The following is a 20248-nucleotide window of genomic DNA, read 5'->3' as shown; positions in this document are numbered from 1 at the left end:
TCGGCAAGGAGGACAACGCATGAAGGTTGCACACATGCCGCTGCGGACCGCAGCCATTACCCTGGGCCTGCTGGCCGGCGCGGCAGGCCTGGCATCGCCTGCCCAGGCGCTGGAGTTTGCCGGCTATCTGCGCAGCGGCGTGGGAACGACCGCCGGCGGTGGCGACCAGGCCTGCTTCAAGCTGCCCGGCGCGGAAACCAAATACCGGCTGGGCAACGAATGCGAGCAGTACGCCGAACTGGAACTGCGCCAGCCGCTGCTGACCCTGGACGACGGCTCGGTGCTGCGCGTGGCCGGCATGGTTTCGTTGTTCAACGCATACGGCCGCGACCTCACGCTGCGCGGCGACGACGGTGCGGTGCGGCTGCCGCAGCTGTACGCGCAATGGTCCAACCTGCCTGCGCTCAACGGTGGATCGCTGTGGGCCGGCCGGCGCTACTACAAGCGCAACGACATCCATATCGCCGATTTCTACTACTGGAACCAGAGCGGGACCGGTGCCGGCATCGAGGACGTGGCCATCGGCGGGCGGACCTACAGCTACACCTTGTCGCGCAAGGACAACCTGTACCAGACCGCCTACACCACCCGGCACGATCTGCACGTGGCCGGCTTTGCCACCAATCCCGGTGGTGGGCTGGAGCTGGGCGTGAGTCATATCGACCGCCCCGGCCGCCGCGACGCGCACGCCGGCTGGTCGCTCAGCGTGCAGCACGTGCAGCAGGATTTCCTCGGTGGCAAGAACACACTGGCGCTGCAGTACGGCCAGGGGCCGGGCACCGGCCTGGGCTATACCGGCGATGTCGGGCTGGACGCCAGCGCCAGGCGCTACCGCCTGGTGGAGTTCTTCGACTGGCAGGCCGGCCCGCGTTTTGGCGGGCAGGTCGAAGCGGTGTACCAGCGCGATATCCGCCGTGACGGCAAGGGCCAGCACTGGATGTCGCTGGGCGCCCGGCCGGCCTATGCGATCACCGAGCAGATCAAGCTGGTGGTCGAACTGGGCCACGACCGGGTCTGGGCGCCGGGGGGAATGCACAGCCTCAGCAAGCTCACCGTGGCGCCCACCTGGTCGCCGCGCGGGCCGGCGTTCTGGTCGCGCCCGGAGCTGCGCCTTTACTACACCTACGCCCGCTGGAACCAGGCCGCACAGCGTGCCGCCAACGGCATGGCCGCCGGCTCGGCGTTGTCCGGCACCGGCGCCTTCGGCCCGGCGCTGCATGGTGCCAACGTCGGGCTGCAGATCGAAACCTGGTGGTGACGCGGCTGCTGCCCGCCCCAGGTAGTTGCACCACCACAACCGCAGGTGAAACCATGGCTTCCGTTCAACCCTTGCAACTGCTGGCACCGCTGTCCGGGGTGCTGATACCGCTGGACCAGGTACCCGACCCGGTGTTCGCCGGGCGGGTGATCGGTGACGGGGTATGTATCGACCCCACCTCGCAGACGCTGTGCGCGCCGCTGGACGCGGTGGTCAGCGAACTGCAGCGCAGCAGCCACGCCATCACCCTCACCCATGCAGGCGGCACCCAGGTGCTGCTGCATATCGGCCTGGATACGGTGAACCTGGCCGGGCAGGGCTTCCAGGCGCTGGTCGAGGTGGGCCAGCACGTCCAGGCCGGTCAGCCGTTGATCCAGTTCGATGCCGACTACATCGCCCTGCACGCGCGCAGCCTGATGACGCTGATGCTGGTGATCAGCGGTGAGCCCTTCGCTGCGCTGGCCGGTGCCGGCGGGGACGGGGCGGTGCAGTGCCGGCAGCCACTGCTGGGCCTGACCCCTGCAGAGCGCCACGGCGAGACGACGCAGGCGCACGCAGCGGCGCTGCTGTCCGAACCGGTGGCGCTGCCCAATGCGAACGGCCTGCATGCGCGCCCGGCCGCCGTGCTGGTGCATGCGGCCAAGGCATTCGCGGCCGACATCCAGCTGCATGCACCGCAGGGCCGTGCCAATGCCAAATCGCTGGTGGCGGTGATGGGCCTGCAGACTGCCCATGGCGATGCGGTACGGGTGGGCGCGGCCGGCGACGATGCAGCCGAAGCGATTGCCACGCTGACCCGCCTGCTGGAAGCGGGCTGTGGCGAGGCGGTGGCCCCGGGGGCGGCCAGCGGCCCGCCGGCCGTGCCGGCAGCCGAGGCACCACCGGCATCGGCGAACGTGTTGCATGGGGTATGCGCCTCGGCCGGCACGGCATTCGGCCAGGTGGTGCAGTTGGCCGAGCACGGCATGGACATCGCCGAAGATGCGGCCGACCCCGCGGCCGAGCGCGACACCCTGCAGCGTGCGCTGCGCGCGGCCGCGCAGGGATTGCAGCAGTTGCGCGACAGCGCCGCAGGTCCGGTGCAGGCCGAGGTCTTCCGCACCCACCAGGAACTGCTGGACGACCCCGGCCTGCTGGAGCAGGCACAGGCGCTGCTCGAGCAGGGCAGGAGCGCCGCCTTTGCCTGGAACCATGTGACCGCGACAACCGCGGCGAACTTCAAGGCCGGTGGCAATGCCTTCCTGGCCGACCGCGCGCTGGACCTGGTCGATGTCGGCCAACGGGTTCTCAAGCAGATCCTGGGCGTGCACGAGGGTGCCTGCGAACTGCCCGACCAGGCCATCGTCATCGCCGCGCAGCTGACGCCCTCGCAGTTCGCCGCGCTGGACCGGCGCAAGGTGGTCGGGCTGGCCACGGCCAATGGCGGGGCCACCAGCCATGTGGCGATACTGGCCCGGGCGCAGGGGCTGCCGGCGCTGTGCGGTGTGTCGGCACAGGTGCTTGCGCTGGACAACGGCAGCAGCGTGCTGCTCGACGCCGACCGCGGCGAACTGCACCTGCAGCCCGACCCTGCGCTGGTCGAGCAGTTCGGCCACAAGCGCCGGCAGCAACAGCAGCAACACCGCCGCGATCTGGCGCAGGCATTGCTGCCGGCGGTGACCGGCGACGGCCACGCCGTCGAGGTGACCGCCAACGTCGCCTCGCAGGCCGAGGCCGAGCAGGCCCTGGCGCTGGGCGCCGAAGGCGTGGGCCTGCTGCGCTCGGAGTTCCTGTACCTGCAGCGCAGCAGCGCCCCCAGCCACGACGAGCAGGTTCGGGCGTACAGCGGCATGGCGCGCGCGCTGGGCCCGGCGCGCACCCTGGTGGTACGCACGCTGGATGTGGGCGGGGACAAACCGCTGTCCTACCTGCCGATGGACAGCGAGGCCAATCCCTTCCTCGGCATCCGCGGCATCCGCCTGTGCCTGGCCCGTCCGGAACTGCTGCGCGGGCAGCTCCGGGCGATCCTGGGCAGCGCCGGCCTGGCCCGGCTGCACATCATGCTGCCGATGGTCAGCGACCTGTGCGAGCTGCGCCTGGCCCGCCAGATGCTGCACGAAGAGGCCGCGCAGATCGGGCTCGCCACGCCGCCGAAGCTGGGCATCATGGTCGAGGTACCGTCGGCGGCGCTGATGGCCGACCTGTTTGCCTCGGAAGTGGATTTCTTCTCCATCGGCACCAACGACCTGACCCAGTACACCCTGGCCATGGACCGCGATCACCCGCAGCTGGCGCGCCATGCCGACAGCTGCCACCCGGCGGTGCTGCGCCTGATCGACCGCACCGTGCAGGCCGCGCACGCGCATGGCAAGCCGGTCGCGGTCTGCGGTGCGCTGGCCTCCGAGGTGCCGGCGGTACCGCTGCTGCTGGGCCTGGGCGTGGACGAACTGTCGGTCAGCGTACCGTTGATTCCGGCGATCAAGGCGGCGGTGCGCGCGGTGGATTCCGGCCAATGCCGGGCATTGGCACGCCGGGTACTTGGGCTGGAAAGTGCCGGGCAGGTGCGTGAGGCGCTGTTGGCGTATCCGCCGGCGCAGCCGGTGCTGTCATTGGCACGGGAGGGGTGAGCATGCTCGGTAAATGGAACGATGCGCTTTGGAAACTGCTCACGCCGGACCTGGTGGCCGCGCCGCCCGCGGACGCGGCCGTGCCGGCCTCGCTGCTCGCCCCGGAAGTGATCGCCGCGCTGGGCGGCAGCGAAAACCTGGCAACGCAACAGCGCGTTGCGATCACCCGCATCCGCGTGCAGGTGCGCGACCAAGCGCGGATCGACGAAGCGGCGCTGCAGGCCTGCAGCTTAGCCGGAGCAATGCTGCTGCCTGATGGTTTGGTGCACGTGCTGACGCCCGAGGACAGCCCTGGACCATGATTGCGGCACCGCAGTGACGCCGGCAAGCGGACGTGGAGATGCCTCCCGACAAGCCCCGCGCGACGCCGGGCGCTGGATGCTTCCCCGCGATACCGTTGCCGGCGCCTGGCGGTATCAGCGCGTGCGCTTCACCCACACGCGTACCACCACGGCGACCAGTGCGGCGAACACCACCCATGACACGGCATCGAACACGCCATCGCCGATCAGCGCGCTGACCAGGCCGAGCACGCTGGCTGCGGCGATCCAAGCCGGCGCGGTGAAGGGGCTGCGCGGTGGCGGTTGGCCGGGCGTGCTCATGGCGCAGCCTCCGTTTGCGCGGCGCGTTCGAGCTCGCTCACGCGTGCCTCGGTGCTGCCCCGCTTGAACCACAGGTACAGGCCGGTGACCAGCACCGCGATGGTCAGCAGGTCCAGCAGCGCCCACAGGATCTTCAGCGGCAGTTTGCCGTAGTCGCCGAAGTGCAGCGGCTGGCTGAGCAGCAGCACGCTCATGTAGCCGGGCAACTGCGGTTGCGCGGTGAGCGCGCCGGTCTGCGCGTCGATCAGCACCGGGCGGTACAGGCGCTCGGTCAGCGGCGTATTGCCCTGCATGAACACCCCGTAGTGGTGATCGCCGCTGTAGCCGGTGCCGGGGAAACTGACGAAGGCCGGGCGCATGCCCGGTGCGGCGTGGCGCGCGGTGGCCACCGCCGCCTGCAGCGGGGCCAGCGTGGTCGGGCGCGGCTTGCCTGCATAGCGCGCGGCGAATTCGCCCAGCTGCTCGCTCTGCCAGGCCTGCTCCAGCGGTTTGGCAATGGTGTTGATCGCGCCGGTGACGCCCACCACCAGCGCCCAACCAAGGGTGACCACGCCGAGCACGTTGTGCAGGTCCAGCCAGGCCAGGCGGCGGCTGCGCCCGGTGCGCAGGGTGCCGAACCGCTGCCGGCGCATGAACGGGCCATACAACACCAGCCCGGACACGATCGCCGCGGCGAACAGCAGGCCCATGGCGCCCATGAACGACATGCCGGGCAGGCCCAGGAACAGGTCGGTGTGCAGGCGGTAAAGGAAGTACATCACGCCCTGGTTGAACTGCGCGGCGGGCAGTACTTCGCCACTGACTGCGTGCAGCAGGGCGGTGTGCATCTGTTGCGGCGGCGTGTCCGGGCGCGCGCCGGTATTGACGTAGACCGTGGGCGCGTCCGGATCCCAACCGACGAACAACGGCACATCGCCAGGGTATTGCGCCAGGGCGGTGCGCACCTGCGCGTCCAGGTCGCGCGGCACCGCATCGGCCGGGGCGGCCGCCACCTCGGGCTCGTCGAGGTGGGCGATTTCCTCGCCGAACACCAGCGGCAGGCCGGTCAGGCACAACAGCAGCAGGAACACAGTGCAGACCAGGCTGGTCCACTTGTGCACGAGGAACCAGGCTTTGAGGGTGGTGCGTTGCATGTGGGCTGGCGCAGGGCTGGCGAGGATGCCGGCGATGGTACGTGATGAGGTCGGCGCGGTCAGCGCCGCCGGCGGGAAGGTGTGAGCGGCGGCGCTGCGTTGAACAGGTGCTCGGCCATGAAATCGATGAACACCCGCAGGCGCGCGCCGGGCTGGCGGCTGCCCGGCCACAGCAGCGAGAACTGGCCGGGTTGGCGCGGGTGGTCGGGCAGCAGTTCCTGCAGGCGGCCGTCGGCCAGTGCCTCGGCGGCGAGGAAATCCGGCATCCAGGCCACCCCCATGCCGCCGATGGCCGCGGCCAGCAGGGCTTCCATGTTGTTGCAGGTCATCACCGTGGTCAGCGGCGCGCCGGCATCGCCGGCATGGCCGGGCAGCGTCCACGGCTGCAGCTTGCCGGTGGTGGGAAAGCGGAAGCGCACGGCCGGGTGTGCGCCCAGCTGCGCCAGCGTGGCCGGCGGCGCATGCGTGCGCAGGTGTGCGGGAGCCGCGCACAGCAGGAAATGGAAGGGCCCCAGGCGACGCGCCATCAGGCTGGAATCGGCCAGTTCGCCGCTGCGGATCACCACGTCCAGGCCTTCGCTGACCACATCGACCAGGCGGTCGTTGAAGTCCAGTTCCAGCTGCACGTCCGGATAGCGCTGGGCGAACAGCGGCAGCACGGGCAACAGGAAGCGGTAGCCGATGGTGGGCAGGCCAACCCGCAGCAGTCCGCTGGGCGAGTGTTGGCGCTGGGCCAGGTCGGCGCGTGCCTCGGACAATTCCTCCAGCGCACGCCGGCAGCGCTCCAGCAGCCGCTCGCCGGCTTCGGTCAGGCGCACGCGCCGGGTGGTGCGCTGGAACAGGCGCACGCCCAGATCCTGTTCCAGCCGGGCCACGCGCTTGCCCACGGTGGAGGGCGACAGGCCCAGGCTGCGGGCGGCGCCGACGAAGCTGGAGGTTTCGGCGGTGCGGACGAAGGCAAGCAGTTCGGCGATGGAGTCCATCACTGGATGATTACGGAAGAAGTGGCCGCAATCAAATGCAGATGGCGGCGTTTATTGGAAATAGGCGCATGGCTATCTTCAATGGCCGTCTCCCCAGGAACTCCCCATGTCGTCGTTTTCCCTTTCCCCGTCCCGCGATCCGCGCCTGGGGCTGCTGGCCGTGTGCCTGGTGGCGCTGGCGCTGCCGCTGTCTTTTTCCGCCGGCGCGATAGCAGTGCCGGCACTGGCCGGCCGGTTTCCCGGTTCGCCGGCCGCGCTGGCCTGGGTGACCAATGCGTTCATGCTCAGCTTCGGCAGCCTGTTGCTGGCCGCCGGCGGCCTTGCCGATCGGTGGGGGCGACGACGGCTGTTCCTGGCCGGCTGCGCCGGTGTTGCGCTGGCCACCCTGGCGGTGTGCCTGGCTTCGGATCTGATCTGGCTGGACCTGGCGCGGGGCGCCCAGGGCGTAGGCGCCGCCGCCGCCCTGGCCTCGGGCAGCGCGGCGCTGGCGCAAGGTTTTGACGGGCATGCGCGCACGCGCGCGTTTGCCTTGATGGGGACGATGTTCGGGGTCGGGCTTGCGCTGGGGCCGTTGCTGGCCGGGGTCCTGTTGGACGCCCTGGGCTGGCGCAGCGTATTTGCCAGCGGCGGCGTGCTGGCCTTGGCGGCATGGGCCGTGGGCTGGCACCACCTGGACGAAAGCCACGGCATGCAGGTACGGCTGGATGTGGCCGGCATGGTCGTCTTCAGCCTGATGCTGGCCGCATTGACCGCCGGGCTGCTGTTGCTGGCCGAGCATGGCCTGCACGCGCCGGTCGTCATCGGCGCGGCCGCGGCGACGCTGGCACTGCTGGTGGCGTTCGTGCGGGTCGAGCGCCGCCTGCAGCATCCGCTGCTGCAACTGTCGCTGTTCGCGCAGCGGCAATTCCTGGGCGTGCAGCTGTTGCCGGTGGCCACCTGCCTTGGCTACGTGGTGCTGCTGGTCATCCTGCCGTTGCACCTGTCCGGCGTGCAGGGGCAATCGTCGCTGCAGGTGGGGATGCAGATGCTGGCGTTGTCGGCGCCGCTGCTGGTGCTGCCGCTGCTTGCCGCCGGCTGGGCACGCCGGATAGGGGCGGCGCGCTTGTGCGCGCTGGGCCTGCTGCTGTGCGCGCTGGGCCTGTACCTGTTGTCCCGGCGCGCGCTGCATGCCGAGCCGGCGCAGTGGTGGCTGGCGTTGCTGCTGGTCGGCGCCGGCACGGCGCTGCCGTGGGGGCTGATGGATGGGTTGTCGGTGAGCGTGGTGCCGGCCGAGCGGGCGGGCATGGCCGCCGGCATCTTCGGCACGGTGCGGGTGGCCGGCGAAGGCATCGCGCTGGCCGCGGTGACTGCGTTGCTGGCCGCCCTGGTGGCGCAGCGGTTGGCGCCGGGCACTGCCGCGTCGTGGGCCACGCTGGCCCGGGCCGGGGCCTACCTGGCCACCGGTTCGCTGACGCAGGCCTCGGCCCTGCTGCCGGGCCTGCCTGCGGCGGCGCTGCAGCACGCCAGCAGCGATGCGCTGGCGTGGCTGCTGCGCGGCCTGGCGGCAGCCACCGCCGGCAGTGCGGTGCTGGTCATGGCGCTGCTGGGATGGCAGCGCATGCCTGCCGCACTCAGAACCGGTAGCTGATGGTGCCGGTGACGGTGCGCGGGTTGCCGGTGAAGCAGTCGCCGAAATTGCGGCACGGCGCGAAGTACTTCTTGTCGGTGAGGTTGGTGATGTTCAGCGCCATGGTCCAGTCGGTGACCTGCAGTTCGAACAGGCCATCGACCAGGGTGTAGCTGGGGGTGCGGATGAAACCGCCATAGCCCAGCGACTGGGTATTGCCGACGTAGCGGCCACCCAGGCCCACGCGCAGGCGCGCATCGGCATCGAGCTGGAAGCCCTTGGCGATCCACAGCGAGGTCAGTTCCTGCGGGGTGTCGTTGAGGCGCTGGTCCACTTCCATGGCGAAGTTGCTGCGGGTCACTTCGGCCTTGTTGCGGGCGTAGGCCGCGGTCACGGTGAAGTCGTTGGCAAAGGAGAACTGGCCTTCCAGCTCCACGCCCTTGGACTGGATTTCACCGGTCTGGATGACGTTGAGCACGTTGTCCGGATCGTTGGTCTGGCGGTTGGTTTCGGTGATGCGGTAGACCGAGGCGGTGACCAGCATGTTGCGCGCCGGCTGCCACTTCACGCCGGCTTCGGTCTGGTGGCCCTGCATCGGCTTGAACGCGCGGCCGTACAAGTCCTGGCCGTTGACCGGCAGGAACGACTCGCTGTAGCTGATGTACGGCGACACGCCCGCGCCGATTTCGCCGATCAGGCCGGCGCGGTAGGTGGTGGCGTTGTCGGTCTGGCTGGGCAGGCCTTCGGTCCTGCTGCGCGCATGGTCGCGGCGCGCGCCCAGCACCAGCGAAACACGGTCGGCCCAGCGGATCTGGTCCTGCACGTACACGCCCAGCTGGGTGGTGCGCTGGTCGGGCAGGCGGTTCCAGGCGTTGATGGTGACGCCGGTGGAAACCGGGGCGTAGATGTCGATCGGCGTGGGCGTGGCATCCAGGCCGGCCGATTCCTCGCGGTAGTCGGTGTAGTCCACGCCGGCCAGCAGCAGGTGCTGGAAGGCGCCGGTGGCGAAGTCGAACTGGAAGGCGGTGTCGCTGGTCAGCACGCGCACGTCCGGGCGCACGCCATAGGCGTTGCGGTTGACCACGCGCTTGTCGGCATCGATGAACGGGTCCAGCGGGTTGCTGTAGGTATCCGGGTACAGCTGGCGGAACTCGGTCTTGCCGTCCAGGTAGCGCACCGACGAGCGCAGGCTGACGCTGTCGCTGAAGCGGTGGTCGAACAGCGCGGTGACGCTGTAGACGCGCGAATCGAGCTTGTCGAAATCGCGGTCGCCGAGGAAGGTGGACGGACCCAGCCGCGGGCGGCCGGCGGCAGCGTTCAAGGTGGCCGCCACCGGCAGGAACTGCTGGCTGGAAGCGGTCTTGTCGTGCTGGTAGCTGGCCAGCACGGTCAGGTTGCTGCGTTCACCGCGCCAGCTGATCGACGGGGCGATGTAGATGCGGTCGTCGTCGATGAAATCGGTCTGCATGCCGGCGTTGCGGACCAGGCCGACCACGCGCCCGGCCACGCTGCCGGCATCGTTCAATGCACCGCCGATATCGGCCTGGAACTGCTTGCGGTCGAAGTTGCCCAGCTGCACGCCCACTTCGCCGCCGATCTCGTTGAAGGTCGGGCGCTTGGTCATGGCATTGATGATGCCGCCGGTGGCTCCGGCGCCGTACAGCACCGAGGACGGGCCGCGCAGTGCTTCCACCCGTTCCAGGCCGTAGACCTCGGTACGCGCCATCGGATTGAAGCCGTAGCTGCGGCGCAGGCCGTCCAGGTACTGCACCGGGTCCAGGCCGCGCATGGTGCTGCCGTCGCTGCGGGTGTCCATGCCGTAGGCGTCGGCGGTGACGCCGGCGCTGTAGCGCAGGGTTTCCTGCAGGGTGTGTGCGCCGCGGTCGCTGAACAGGTCGCTGGTGACCACGCTGATCGCCTGCGGGGTCTGGGTCAGCGGCGTGTCGGTCTTGGTCGCGGTACTGGCGCGCTCGGCCACCACGCTGACCGCATCCAGCGTCCGCGCCGTGTCGCCGTCCTGGGCATGGGCGAGCGCCGAGGCCAGCAGGGTGGGAACTCCCAGGCTGAACAGCAACAGGGCGGGGCGGCGGCGCGGCAGGACGGGCATGGCGGGGAATCCGGGAACGGAGGGGAGGGGGCGGATTATCGGGAGGCCCGGGCGTCAATGCAAATGAGTCTCAGATGCGCTGTAGGCGACAGCGGCCAGCGCGGGGCCGGGCTGCGACCAAGCTGAACAGGCGAATATGTCCTGCCGGCCATGGTTATGGCTAACTAGCGCCCCGGACCAACGACGGAACGACGCGTGAAGAAGGCAGGACGATGGGGGCTGGCGCTGCTGATGCTGGTGGCGGCGTTGTGGGTCACCGGCATGCTGGCCTACCAGTTGCCCGGTCCGGGCTGGCTGCGTGGCGTGGCCATGGCGCTGTGGGCCGGCTTTGCGCTGACCGCGGTGGTGGCGGTGGCGCGTGCCCGCGCCGGGCGCTGGCCGGGTGCGCTGTATGCGGCCGCGCTGGTCGCCACCGGGGTGTGGTGGCTGCTGCTGACCCCGCGCCAGGACCGGGTCTGGGCCGATGACGTGGCCCAGCGGCTGAAGGTGGTGCAGTTCGATGGCCGCCATGTAGTGCTCGACAACGTGCGCGATTTCACCTGGCGCAGCGAAGACGACCATGACGTGCGCTGGGTACGCCGCCAGTACGACCTGGATCAGCTGCGTTCGGCCGACCTGGTGATGTCCTACTGGATGGGGCCGATGATCGCCCACACCCTGGTTTCGTTCGGCTTCGCCGACGGCCGCCAGCTGGTGTTCTCGCTGGAGATCCGCAAGGAGCGCGGCGAGTCGTTCTCGGCGCTGGGCGGGTTCTTCCGCAAGTTCGAGATGACTCTGGTGGCGTCGGAGGAAACCGACATCGTCCGCGTGCGCAGCAACGTGCGCGGCGAAGATGTGTACCTGTACCGCCTGCAGGGCATGACCCGGGAGCAGCTCAAGGGCCTGTTCGTTTCCTACCTGGGCGAGGCGCGCAAGCTCGATGCCGCCCCGGCGTTCTACAACACGCTGACCAGCAACTGCACCACCATCGTCTACGCACTGGCCAAACAGATCGCGCCGGGCCTGCCGCTGGATTACCGCCTGCTGGTGTCCGGCTACTTCGCCGAATACGCGCGCGACCTCGGCGTACTGGTGCCGGGCGTGGATTTCGCCACGCTCAAGGCACGCGGCCGCATCACCGATCGCGCCCGTGCCGCAGGCGAGGATCCCGATTTCTCCCGACTGATCCGCCAGGGCATGCCCGGCGCCGAGCAAGGAAGCGTTCCATGATGGCTGTCTATCCCGGCGTTCGGCGCCGGATGCTGCCGCTGCTGGCGGTGGCCCTGTCGCTGCTGCTGTCCAGCGGTTGTGCGATGGTGACCATGAAGCAGGTGGCGCCCACCGACTACCTGGCCAGCAAGCGCGGCGATGTGCTCACCTCGGGCAAGCTCAGTGCGGCATCGCAGGAGACCTTGAGCGTCATCGGCCTGGACGAGGACCTGTGCGCCAAGGATGTGGTCACCTGCCAGAAGACTCTGGAAGACACCGCGGTGCTGCCCGAAGAGCAGCGGCTGTCGGCGCTGTCGGAGCTGTGGGTGAAGACAGCGCTGGGCCTGAGCCCCAAGCCCAAGGACCGCGACAAACACCCGATGTCCGATGCCGCGCTGGATGCGTGGCTGGAAGCGGCGCGCTATGCCTATGCCTACCTGTTCTTCAGTGGGCGTACCCCGTCCGAGCGCGCTTTCGAAGACCGCCAGACCCAGGTGCGCGACTACTACAACTACGCGGCCGAACAGACCGCGGCGGTGGTGTTCAAGCGTGCCCGCGAGAGCGCGCTGGACGGGGAGGACTACAACGCGCCGGTGGCCGGCGAGCGCTGGACGCTGACCTCGGACTTCGACGAACTGCGCATGTCCAGCATTCCCACCAGCATGGTCTCGGCCTCGTCGGTGAGCTTTGCCGGCCTGCGCAGCACCTACCGCCGCGACGGCTTCGGTGCCGAGCTGGTGGTGGTGATGGACCCGCCCAAGCTGATTGCCGCCGCCGACGGCAGCAAGGCGGAGGTTCCGCAGTACAGCGAGATGTCGGCGATCAACGCTACCGCGCTGCTGCGCTTCAAGGGCGACACCCTGCAGCAGGTGCTCGATACCACCCAGGTGTTGTTCGATGTGTACTCGCCCGAGTCCACCGAGAGTATCGACCTGCACGGGGAGAAGGTGCCGCTGGCCGGCAACTTCACCGCCGCCTATGGCATGTGGCTGGCCCAGTCCGGCTTTGCAACCCAGTCGCTGCGCACCCTGTTCGGGCTCAGCGAGGGTATCGCCGAGCCGCATATGTACCTGATGCAGCCGTGGGATCCCAACCGCCGCATCATCTTCATGCTGCACGGGCTGGGCAGCAGCCCGGAGGCCTGGGTCAACGTGGCCAACGAGATCATGGGCGACCCCGAGCTGCGCCGGCACTTCCAGGTGTGGCAGGTCTATTACCCGACCAATGCGCCGATCGCGTTGAACCGCTTTGAGATCAACGAAGCGTTCAACAACACGCTCAGGCACTTCGATCCGACCGGCAGCAGCCCGGCGTCGAAGAACATGGTGTTCATCGGCCACAGCATGGGCGGCGTGCTTGCCCGCCTGCTGGTGACCTCTTCCGGCGAAGTGCTGTGGGACCAGCTGCTGGCCAACTACGAACTCAAGGGCGAGCGGCTGAAGCGGGTGGAAGCCAAGCTGGGGCCGCTGCTGCACTTCAACGCCGAACCGAACGTGGAACGGGCGATCTTCATCGCCGCCCCGCACAAGGGCACCGACATCGCCGGCAACCGCCTGGGCCGGCTGATCGGCCGCCTGGTGCGGTTGCCGATCACTATCCTGGGCAAGTTCGACGATGTGTTCCAGACCCTGCAGCAGTCCGAACGGCAATCGGCGCAGCCGACCAAACTGCAGATCCCCAACAGCATCGACAACCTCAAGGCCAGCGACCCGTTCGTCAAGGCCGCCGGTGCGCTGCCGATCATGCCCGGGCTGAAGTACCACTCGATCATCGCCCAGCGCAAACCGGAAATCCCGTTGGCGCAGTCCGACGATGGACTGGTGCCGTACTGGAGCGCGCACCTGGACGGGGCGGTGTCGGAGAAGGTGATCACTTCCGGGCACAGCGTGCAGGAAACCCCACAGGCGGTACTGGAAATCCGCCGCATCCTGCGCGAGGACCTCAAGGAGGTGGGCGACTCGCACCTTCCGGTAGAGCGGGGCGCTGCCCCGCTGCGTTGACCCGGCGCTACACCCGCCGGGCCACCGCCACGCTGGCCACGGCCAGCGCCAGCATGATCGCGTAGGTCAGCAGGTAACCCACAATCACGTTGCCCTGCAGGAACAGCGCGAACAACGAGCCCGATACCGCCAGCGTGGTGGCCACGCCCAACGCCTCGCTCAACTGCAGCGCCGAGGTGTTGGCGCCCTGCTGGGCCGGCGGCGACAACGACAGGGTGAGCACCGACAGGCTCGGGTAGACCAGGCCCATGCCCAGCCCGGTCAGGCTCCAGCCGGCCAGTGCCAGCCACAGCGGCACGCTGGGATGCAGGGCCAGTGCGGTGATGACGATGCCCACGCACATCAGCAGCGCCCCGGCCTGCAGCAGCTGCCGCCGCGACCAGCCGCGCTGCTGGTGGCCCTGCAGCCACGAACCGCTGAACCAGCCCAATGCGCCCAGGCTCAACGCCACCCCGGCCAGCAGCGGGCTCAGCCCGCGTTCGCGCTGCAGCAGCAGCGGCAGGAACGCTTCGCAACCGAAGAACGCCGAGGCGGCGATGGCGCGCAGTGCGATCACGCTGGGCAGCCCACGGCGCAGCCGCAGGGTGCCGGCCGGCAGCAGTTTCCAGCTGCACAGCGCCAGCAACGCCACGGCCGGCAGCAGCAGGGCCAAGGCCGCCCAGCCCTGCTGCTGCCCGCCGATGTAAAGCAGCAGCGCGGCAGCGGCCGCGCCGATCGCCCAGCGCACCACCGTGGTGTCGCCCGGCGCCGCACTGGCGGGGGCCAGGTTGCGCAGCGCCGGACGCAACAGCAGCGCCGCCGGAACGGCCAGCAGCGGCACCGCCAGGAACACCCAGCGCCAGCCCAGGTGCTGCACGATCAGCCCGCTGATGCCCGGGCCGACCAACGATGGCACCACCCAGCCAGCCGAGAACGCGGCAAATACCCGTGGCCGCATCGGTTCGGGAAAGGTGCGGCCGACCAGCACGTACAGCGCCACCGAGATCGCACCGGCGCCCAGCCCCTGCATCAGCCGGCCCAGCACCAGCACCGGCATGTGCTGGGCCAGCCCGGCCACCAGCAGGCCGGCGATGAAGCAGGCCAGGCCCAGCCACAACGGCCGCGCCGGGCCGCGCTGATCGCTCCAGCGCCCGGCCAGGGTCATGCCGATCACGCTGGTGGCCAGGGTGCCGCCGAACGCCAGCGCATACAGGCGCAGGCCATCCAGTTCATGGGCGACGGTGGGCATCGCCGCGGCCACCGCTAGGGCTTCGAAGGCATGCAGCGAAATCAGCGCGACCATGCCGATGGTGGTGGCGCGGTAGGCCGGCGACAGGATCGACGGCGGTGCATCGGTGGGGACGGAAACAGGTGCAGCAACATCGGAAGACATGCGCGAAATCCAGGAAAACGGGGGCAGGGCGCTTGCAGCACGCGCGATCGTCACGCAGGATGCCACCTGAACCATGGTTGAGGTCAAGCTCGTGATCGCGCAGGAACTGAGTGTGGGGGAAGTGTCCAGGCGTAGCGGCGTAGCGGTATCGGCGCTGCATTTCTATGAGCGCAAGGGGTTGATCCGCAGCCTGCGCACCGCCGGCAACCAGCGCCGCTTCGCCCGCGATGTGCTGCGCCGGCTGGCGGTGATCCGGGTCGCGCAGCGGGTCGGCATGCCGCTGGAGGCGGTGGCCAGCGCGTTCGCCGCGCTGCCGGAAAACAAGACCCCGACCAAGGCCGAGTGGGCGCGGATGTCGGCGCTGTGGCGCAGCGAGCTGGACCAGCGCATCCAGCAACTGCTGCTGTTGCGCGACCAGCTCACCGACTGCATCGGCTGCGGTTGCCTGTCGCTGAAACGTTGCCGCCTGACCAATCCTGACGATGCGCTGGGCGAGCGCGGCGATGGGCCACGGCGGTGGGAGAGCTGATTGAAACGCCGGAACGCCATGCGACGGTAGTGCCGGCCGCTGGCCGGCTCCTCGGTCGATTCGGGGCAATGCGTGGAGCCGGCCAGCGGCCGGCACTACCTGTCTGTGACCGGCCTACCGACCAACGGTCGGCAGCTACCGGGTTGAATCGGAATCGACCGCGCTGAATCGGCGGTATCGACCGCGTTGGATCGGTAGGTATCGACCGTTGGTCGATACGTGCCGATCGCCGCCCTCACCACACGGTGAACACCTGCCCGCTCTGCACGCCTTCCACGCTGCGCTGGTAGGCCAGCGAGGCGCGCTGGGCGGTGACCGGTTCGAACCCGGGGAAGTAGGCGCCGTAGTCGTCCATCGATTCGACCAGCACGTTCGGGCTCACGGCATTGATGCGCAGCCCGCGCGGCAGCAATTCGCAGGCGGCCGCACGCACGAAACCTTCGAGCGCGGCGTTGGCGGACGTCGCGTTGGCACCGTCCCGGATTGGCTGGGCACTGATGATGCCGCTGGTCAGGGTGATCGAACCGCCGGTGTTCAGGTGATGCTGGGCGGCCAGGCTCAGCCGCACCTGGCCGAGCAGTTTGTCCTGCAGGCCGAGGTTGAAATCGGCCGGCCGCATCTGGGCCAGCGGGCCGAAGTGCACCTGGCCGGTGGTGGCGACCACCGCATCGAGCTTGCCCACCTTGGCGAACAGGTCCTGCACGCTGGCGTCGTCGGTCAGGTCGACCTGCACATCGCCACCATGGCGGCCGGCGCGGATCAGTTCATGGTGGGCGCCGAGCGTGCTGGCGACGGCCTGGCCCAGGGTGCCGCTGGCACCGACAAGCAGAATCTTCATGGGTATCGCTCCAGGGAAAGTCAGGCCAGTCTGCGCCCCTGTCGGGGGTTTGGTAACCGGCGTATGATTTGTAGATTCCTAACCTGTGGTTTCCAATGGATACGTTGCGCTGCATGCAGGCCTTCGTCGCGGTGGTCGACCGGGGTAGCCTCAACGCCGCCGCCGAGCAGCTGCAGGTGTCCTCGGTGATGGTCGGCAAGTACCTGCAGCAGCTCGAGGCCCACCTGGGCGTGCGCCTGCTGCAGCGGAACACCCGCCGCCAGAGCCTGACCGATGCCGGCCGCAACTACCTGGCCGGCTGCCGCGCGGTGCTCGACCAGGTGCAGCAGGCGCAGGCCAGCGTGGCCGGGCTGCAGGCACAGCCGCAGGGCGTGTTGCGGATCAGCGCGCCGGTGACCTGGGGCAGCTGCGTGCTGGCACCGCTGGTGGCCGACTACCTGGCCGCCCATCCGCAGGTGACGGTGGAACTGGACCTGAGCAACCGCCGGGTGGACCTGATCGAAGAGCAGTTCGATGCGGTGGTGCGGATGGGCCAGCCGGGGTCGGCCGAATGGGTGGCGCGGCCGCTGCCGCCGTATGCGATGCGGATCTGTGCCGCGCCGGCGTACCTGCAGCGCAGGGGCACCCCGCAGCATCCGGCCGATCTTGCCGGCCACGATTGCCTGACCCACCTGGCCTGGCGCGGCGGCCAGGGCTGGCGGCTGCGCGGGCAGCCCGCGCAGGACTGGTCGGAGCACTCGCGGCTGCTGTGCAACGACGGCGATGGCCTGCGCCGGGCGGCGCTGGCCGGTGCCGGGCTGATCCTGCAGCCGGCGGTGCTGCTGGCCGAGGACATCGCCGCCGGCCGCCTGCAACCGGTGCTGGAAGCGTACCTGCCCGAACCGCGGCCGTTGCACCTGGTCTACCTGCCGGACCGTCGGCCGCGGCCGAAGCTGTCCAGTTTCGTGGATTTCCTGCTGGCGCGCGTGGTGGGCTGACGCGCGCCTGGGCCGCTGGTAGGGTCGCATCCGGATCGACTGCCGAGGGAGGTTGCCAGCGCGATGGGGCATGACCCTGGCCGGAGACGGCCTTGGTGCTTCGGTGTTGGTTCCTGCGTCACCGTGCTGATCGGCATGACCGGCAGTCGTTTGGGAACCGACCCTACCGGGGGCCGTCGGGCGCCCGCTGGTAGGGTCGCATCCGGATCGACTGCCGTGGGAGGTTGCCAGCGCGATAGGGCATGACCCTGGCCGGAGACGGCGTGCTGCTTCGGTGTGGGTCCCTGCGTCACCGTGCTGATCGGCATGACCGGCAGTCGTTTGGGAACCGACCCTACCCGCGGGCAGCGTCGCGGCCGCCTCGCCCGGGTCCGCGCCGCTCAGTCGTTCGCCGCCGACAATGCCTGGCCGCGCCGGGTGGCCGCATCGATCGCGCGTGCCACGATCGCCTCCAAGCCATCGGCCTGGAACGACTCGATCGCGGCCTGGGTGGTGCCGTTGGGCGAGGTCACCCGGCGCCGCAGTTCGGCCGGGGCCTCGCCGGATTCGTCCAGCATGCGGCTGGCGCCGAGCAGGGTCTGCACCACCAGGGTGCGCGCGGCGTCGGCCGGTAGGCCCTGGGCGATCGCCGCCGCCTCCATCGCTTCGGCCAGCAGGAACACATAGGCCGGGCCGCTGCCGGACACGGCGGTGACCGCATCCATGCGCGCCTCGTCGTCGATCCAGACCGTGCGCCCGGCACTGGCCAGCACCGTATCGGCCAGCCGGCGCTGCGCCGCACTGACCCCGGCGGTGGCATACAGGCCGGTGACGCCGGCGCCGAGCAGGGCGGGGGTATTGGGCATCGCGCGCACCACCGCCTGATCGCCGCCCAGCCAGCGCTCCAGCTGCGCGCTGGTGATGCCGGCGGCAATCGACAGCACCAGCGGCTGCGTGTTGCGGGCCAGCGCGGTGAGCGAGGCGCAGACATCGCGCAGCACCTGCGGTTTCACCGCGAGTACCCAGACCGCTCCCTGCGCGGCCGCTTCGGTGGCCGCTGCATAGGTCTTCACCCCGAAGTCGGCGGTCAGCTGCTCGCGCAGCGCGGTGACCGGCTCGGCCACGTGGATGTGCGCCGGCGCGACGCCCTGGCGGACCAGGCCGGCGATCAGGCTGCGGGCCATGTTGCCGCCGCCGATGAAGGTAAGCGTGGACGTGCTCATGCAATCTCCTTGGAACAGGGGTTCAGAACCGAGGCCTCAGGCCGGGCGTGCACGCGCACCGAACAGCGCGGTGCCGATCCGGACCATGGTCGCACCTTGGGCGATCGCCTCGGGATAGTCGCCGCTCATGCCCATCGACAGCGTATCCACCTGGGGGTGGGCCACGGCCAGTGCCTGGAACAATCCGTACATCCGCGCCAACGCCTGTTGCCGGCGGGCCGGGTCCGGCCAGGGCGCGGGAATGGCCATCAGCCCGCGCAGCTGCAGGCGCGGCTGCGCGGCGATCGCCGCAGCCAATGCCGGCACCGCTTCGGGGCGGCAGCCATGCTTGCTGTCTTCATCGTCGATGTTGACCTGGATCAGCACGTTCAGCGGAGCGAGCGCGGCCGGGCGGTGCGCGGCCAGCGCGGCCACCAGCTTGGGCCGGTCCACGCTCTGCACCCAGTCGAACTGCTGCGCGGCCAGCTCGGCCTTGTTGGACTGCAGGTGGCCGATCAGGTGCCACTCCAGGCCCAGTGCGCGCAGCGCCTCGATCTTGGCCACTGCCTCCTGCACATAGTTCTCGCCGAACGCGCGCTGGCCCTGCGCGGCCAGTGCGGCCACCGCGGCGGCCGGCTGGGTCTTGGAAACCGCCAGCAGGCGGGGGTCTGGCCGCCCGGCGGCGGTGGCCGCGTTGTGCAGGTTCAGCAGTATCGTCGGCAGGGGCAGGGCGGACACGGGCGCATTCCGGCAGATCAGGAACGCTATACTGCCGGCCGGGGAAAGAACCTTCCAGTCGCAGCAGTCATGGGGAGTAGCAGCGCATGGATATCGCCGAACTGTTGGCGTTTTCCGTAAAGAACAAAGCGTCGGATCTACATCTGTCGGCAGGCCTGCCGCCGATGATCCGCGTCGATGGCGATGTCCGCCGCATCAATATTCCGGCCCTGGACCACAAGCAGGTCCATGCGCTGGTCTACGACATCATGTCCGACAAGCAGCGCCGCGATTACGAAGAGTTCCTCGAGGTCGATTTCTCGTTCGAGATTCCCTCGCTGGCGCGCTTCCGTGTCAACGCCTTCAACCAGAACCGCGGCGCCGGTGCGGTGTTCCGTACCATTCCGTCCGAAGTGCTCACCCTGGAAGACCTGGCGGTGCCGCCGATCTTCCGCGAGTTGATCGACCAGCCGCAGGGCCTGATCCTGGTCACCGGCCCGACCGGTTCGGGCAAGTCGACCACGCTGGCGGCGATGATCGACCACATCAACAAGAACGAATACGGGCATATCCTCACCGTCGAGGATCCGATCGAATTCGTGCACACCTCGCAGAAGTGCCTGATCAACCAGCGCGAAGTGCATCGTGATACGCACGGCTTCAACGAAGCACTGCGCTCGGCCCTGCGTGAAGACCCGGACATCATCCTGGTCGGCGAACTGCGCGACCTGGAAACCATCCGCCTGGCGCTGACCGCCGCCGAAACCGGCCACCTGGTGTTCGGCACGCTGCATACCAGTTCGGCGGCCAAGACCATCGACCGCATCATCGACGTGTTCCCCGCCGGCGAAAAACCGATGGTGCGCTCGATGCTGTCCGAGTCGCTGCGCGCGGTGATTTCGCAGGCGCTGCTGAAGAAGGTCGGCGGCGGGCGTACCGCTGCGTGGGAAATCATGGTGGGCACCCCGGCCATCCGCAACCTGATCCGCGAGGACAAGGTGGCGCAGATGTACTCGGCGATCCAGACCGGCCAGCAGCTGGGCATGATGACCCTGGACCAGCACCTGCAGGACCTGGTCAAGCGCAGCCTGATCACCCGCAACCAGGCGCGCGAATACGCCAAGGACAAGCGGATTTTCGAATAGTGGTAG

At 69.2% G+C, this 20248-nt stretch carries 17 protein-coding genes; 9 read left to right on the top strand and 8 right to left on the bottom strand.

The genetic code is table 11. The annotated features are described in order from the left end of the window. Positions 1–19 precede the first annotated feature (19 nt). The 3 genes from IC535_RS15260 to IC535_RS15250 are packed head-to-tail and all read left to right on the top strand — an operon-like array spanning position 20 to position 4166. The gene (locus tag IC535_RS15260; RefSeq protein WP_228886742.1) at positions 20–1258 is read left to right on the top strand and encodes a maltoporin; all 1239 of its coding nucleotides are present in this window, start codon (positions 20–22) and stop codon (positions 1256–1258) included. A gap of 53 nt (positions 1259–1311) precedes the next feature. Further along, a complete protein-coding gene (gene ptsP, locus IC535_RS15255; RefSeq protein ID WP_228886743.1) occupies positions 1312–3864 on the top strand; it encodes a phosphoenolpyruvate--protein phosphotransferase in 2553 nt (850 codons plus the stop codon). A 2-nt stretch (positions 3865–3866) separates the two neighbouring features. Then, entirely contained in the window at positions 3867–4166 is a 300-nt protein-coding gene (locus IC535_RS15250; protein WP_228886744.1) for a PTS transporter subunit EIIB, read from the top strand. A gap of 114 nt (positions 4167–4280) precedes the next feature. On the opposite strand, the gene IC535_RS15245 is transcribed toward IC535_RS15250, so the two are convergent. From IC535_RS15245 to IC535_RS15235, 3 genes are read right to left on the bottom strand one after another with little or no spacing between them, the layout of a single operon-like run. Continuing rightward, positions 4281–4466, bottom strand: coding sequence for a hypothetical protein (locus tag IC535_RS15245; protein WP_228886745.1), 186 nt, complete (start codon positions 4464–4466; stop codon positions 4281–4283). Beyond that, positions 4463–5599, bottom strand: a complete 1137-nt coding sequence (locus IC535_RS15240) for a PepSY-associated TM helix domain-containing protein (protein ID WP_228886746.1) — start codon at positions 5597–5599, stop codon at positions 4463–4465. The genes IC535_RS15245 and IC535_RS15240 overlap by 4 nt, the downstream gene beginning before the upstream one ends. A 59-nt stretch (positions 5600–5658) precedes the next feature. Continuing rightward, positions 5659–6582, bottom strand: a complete 924-nt coding sequence (locus tag IC535_RS15235) for a LysR family transcriptional regulator (protein ID WP_228886747.1) — start codon at positions 6580–6582, stop codon at positions 5659–5661. A 106-nt stretch (positions 6583–6688) separates the two neighbouring features. Between IC535_RS15235 and IC535_RS15230 the strand changes: the two genes are divergently transcribed. Beyond that, complete coding sequence (locus IC535_RS15230; RefSeq protein WP_228886748.1) at positions 6689–8209, top strand: MFS transporter; 1521 nt, start codon at positions 6689–6691, stop codon at positions 8207–8209. On the opposite strand, the gene IC535_RS15225 is transcribed toward IC535_RS15230, so the two are convergent. Beyond that, the gene (locus IC535_RS15225) at positions 8193–10295 is read right to left on the bottom strand and encodes a TonB-dependent siderophore receptor (RefSeq protein WP_228886749.1); all 2103 of its coding nucleotides are present in this window, start codon (positions 10293–10295) and stop codon (positions 8193–8195) included. The genes IC535_RS15230 and IC535_RS15225 overlap by 17 nt on opposite strands. 231 nt (positions 10296–10526) lie before the next feature. On the opposite strand from IC535_RS15225, the gene IC535_RS15220 reads away from it, so the two are divergent. Both IC535_RS15220 and IC535_RS15215 read left to right on the top strand, forming a co-directional pair. Then, positions 10527–11504 carry a DUF4105 domain-containing protein gene (locus IC535_RS15220; RefSeq protein ID WP_228886794.1) on the top strand — a complete coding sequence of 326 codons (978 nt, stop codon included), beginning with the start codon at positions 10527–10529 and terminating at the stop codon, positions 11502–11504. After that, positions 11501–13483: an esterase/lipase family protein gene (locus IC535_RS15215; protein ID WP_228886750.1), complete on the top strand. Its 1983-nt coding sequence runs from the start codon at positions 11501–11503 to the stop codon at positions 13481–13483. Before IC535_RS15220 ends, IC535_RS15215 begins: the two co-directional genes overlap by 4 nt. 7 nt (positions 13484–13490) lie before the next feature. Here the strand turns inward: IC535_RS15215 and IC535_RS15210 are convergent, their stop codons facing one another. Beyond that, positions 13491–14855, bottom strand: coding sequence for an MFS transporter (locus tag IC535_RS15210; protein ID WP_228886751.1), 1365 nt, complete (start codon positions 14853–14855; stop codon positions 13491–13493). Positions 14856–14946: 91 nt separating this feature from the next. Here IC535_RS15210 and soxR point away from each other — a divergent pair, with 91 nt between their 5' ends. Then, positions 14947–15384, top strand: coding sequence for a redox-sensitive transcriptional activator SoxR (gene soxR, locus IC535_RS15205; protein ID WP_324250483.1), 438 nt, complete (start codon positions 14947–14949; stop codon positions 15382–15384). 235 nt (positions 15385–15619) lie between these two features. Here the strand turns inward: soxR and IC535_RS15200 are convergent, their stop codons facing one another. Next, positions 15620–16222 carry a short chain dehydrogenase gene (locus tag IC535_RS15200; RefSeq protein WP_228886753.1) on the bottom strand — a complete coding sequence of 201 codons (603 nt, stop codon included), beginning with the start codon at positions 16220–16222 and terminating at the stop codon, positions 15620–15622. A gap of 95 nt (positions 16223–16317) precedes the next feature. Between IC535_RS15200 and IC535_RS15195 the strand changes: the two genes are divergently transcribed. Further along, positions 16318–17199, top strand: coding sequence for a LysR family transcriptional regulator (locus tag IC535_RS15195; protein ID WP_228886754.1), 882 nt, complete (start codon positions 16318–16320; stop codon positions 17197–17199). A 380-nt stretch (positions 17200–17579) separates the two neighbouring features. Here IC535_RS15195 and proC read toward each other — a convergent pair whose 3' ends face one another. Then, a complete protein-coding gene (proC, locus tag IC535_RS15190) occupies positions 17580–18401 on the bottom strand; it encodes a pyrroline-5-carboxylate reductase (RefSeq protein ID WP_228886755.1) in 822 nt (273 codons plus the stop codon). Between the two features lie 36 nt (positions 18402–18437). Continuing rightward, on the bottom strand, positions 18438–19118 hold the full coding sequence (locus IC535_RS15185; RefSeq protein ID WP_228886756.1) for a YggS family pyridoxal phosphate-dependent enzyme: 681 nt from the start codon (positions 19116–19118) through the stop codon (positions 18438–18440). Between the two features lie 86 nt (positions 19119–19204). Between IC535_RS15185 and IC535_RS15180 the strand changes: the two genes are divergently transcribed. Then, a complete protein-coding gene (locus tag IC535_RS15180) occupies positions 19205–20242 on the top strand; it encodes a type IV pilus twitching motility protein PilT (protein ID WP_228886757.1) in 1038 nt (345 codons plus the stop codon). Positions 20243–20248: the final 6 nt, after the last annotated feature.

It is taken from the genome of Stenotrophomonas rhizophila (assembly GCF_020857975.1).
Classification (GTDB): Bacteria; Pseudomonadota; Gammaproteobacteria; order Xanthomonadales; family Xanthomonadaceae; genus Stenotrophomonas; species Stenotrophomonas rhizophila_C.
Note: the sequence above shows the minus strand (reverse complement) of the source record. Positions and strands in the feature narration are given on the sequence as shown.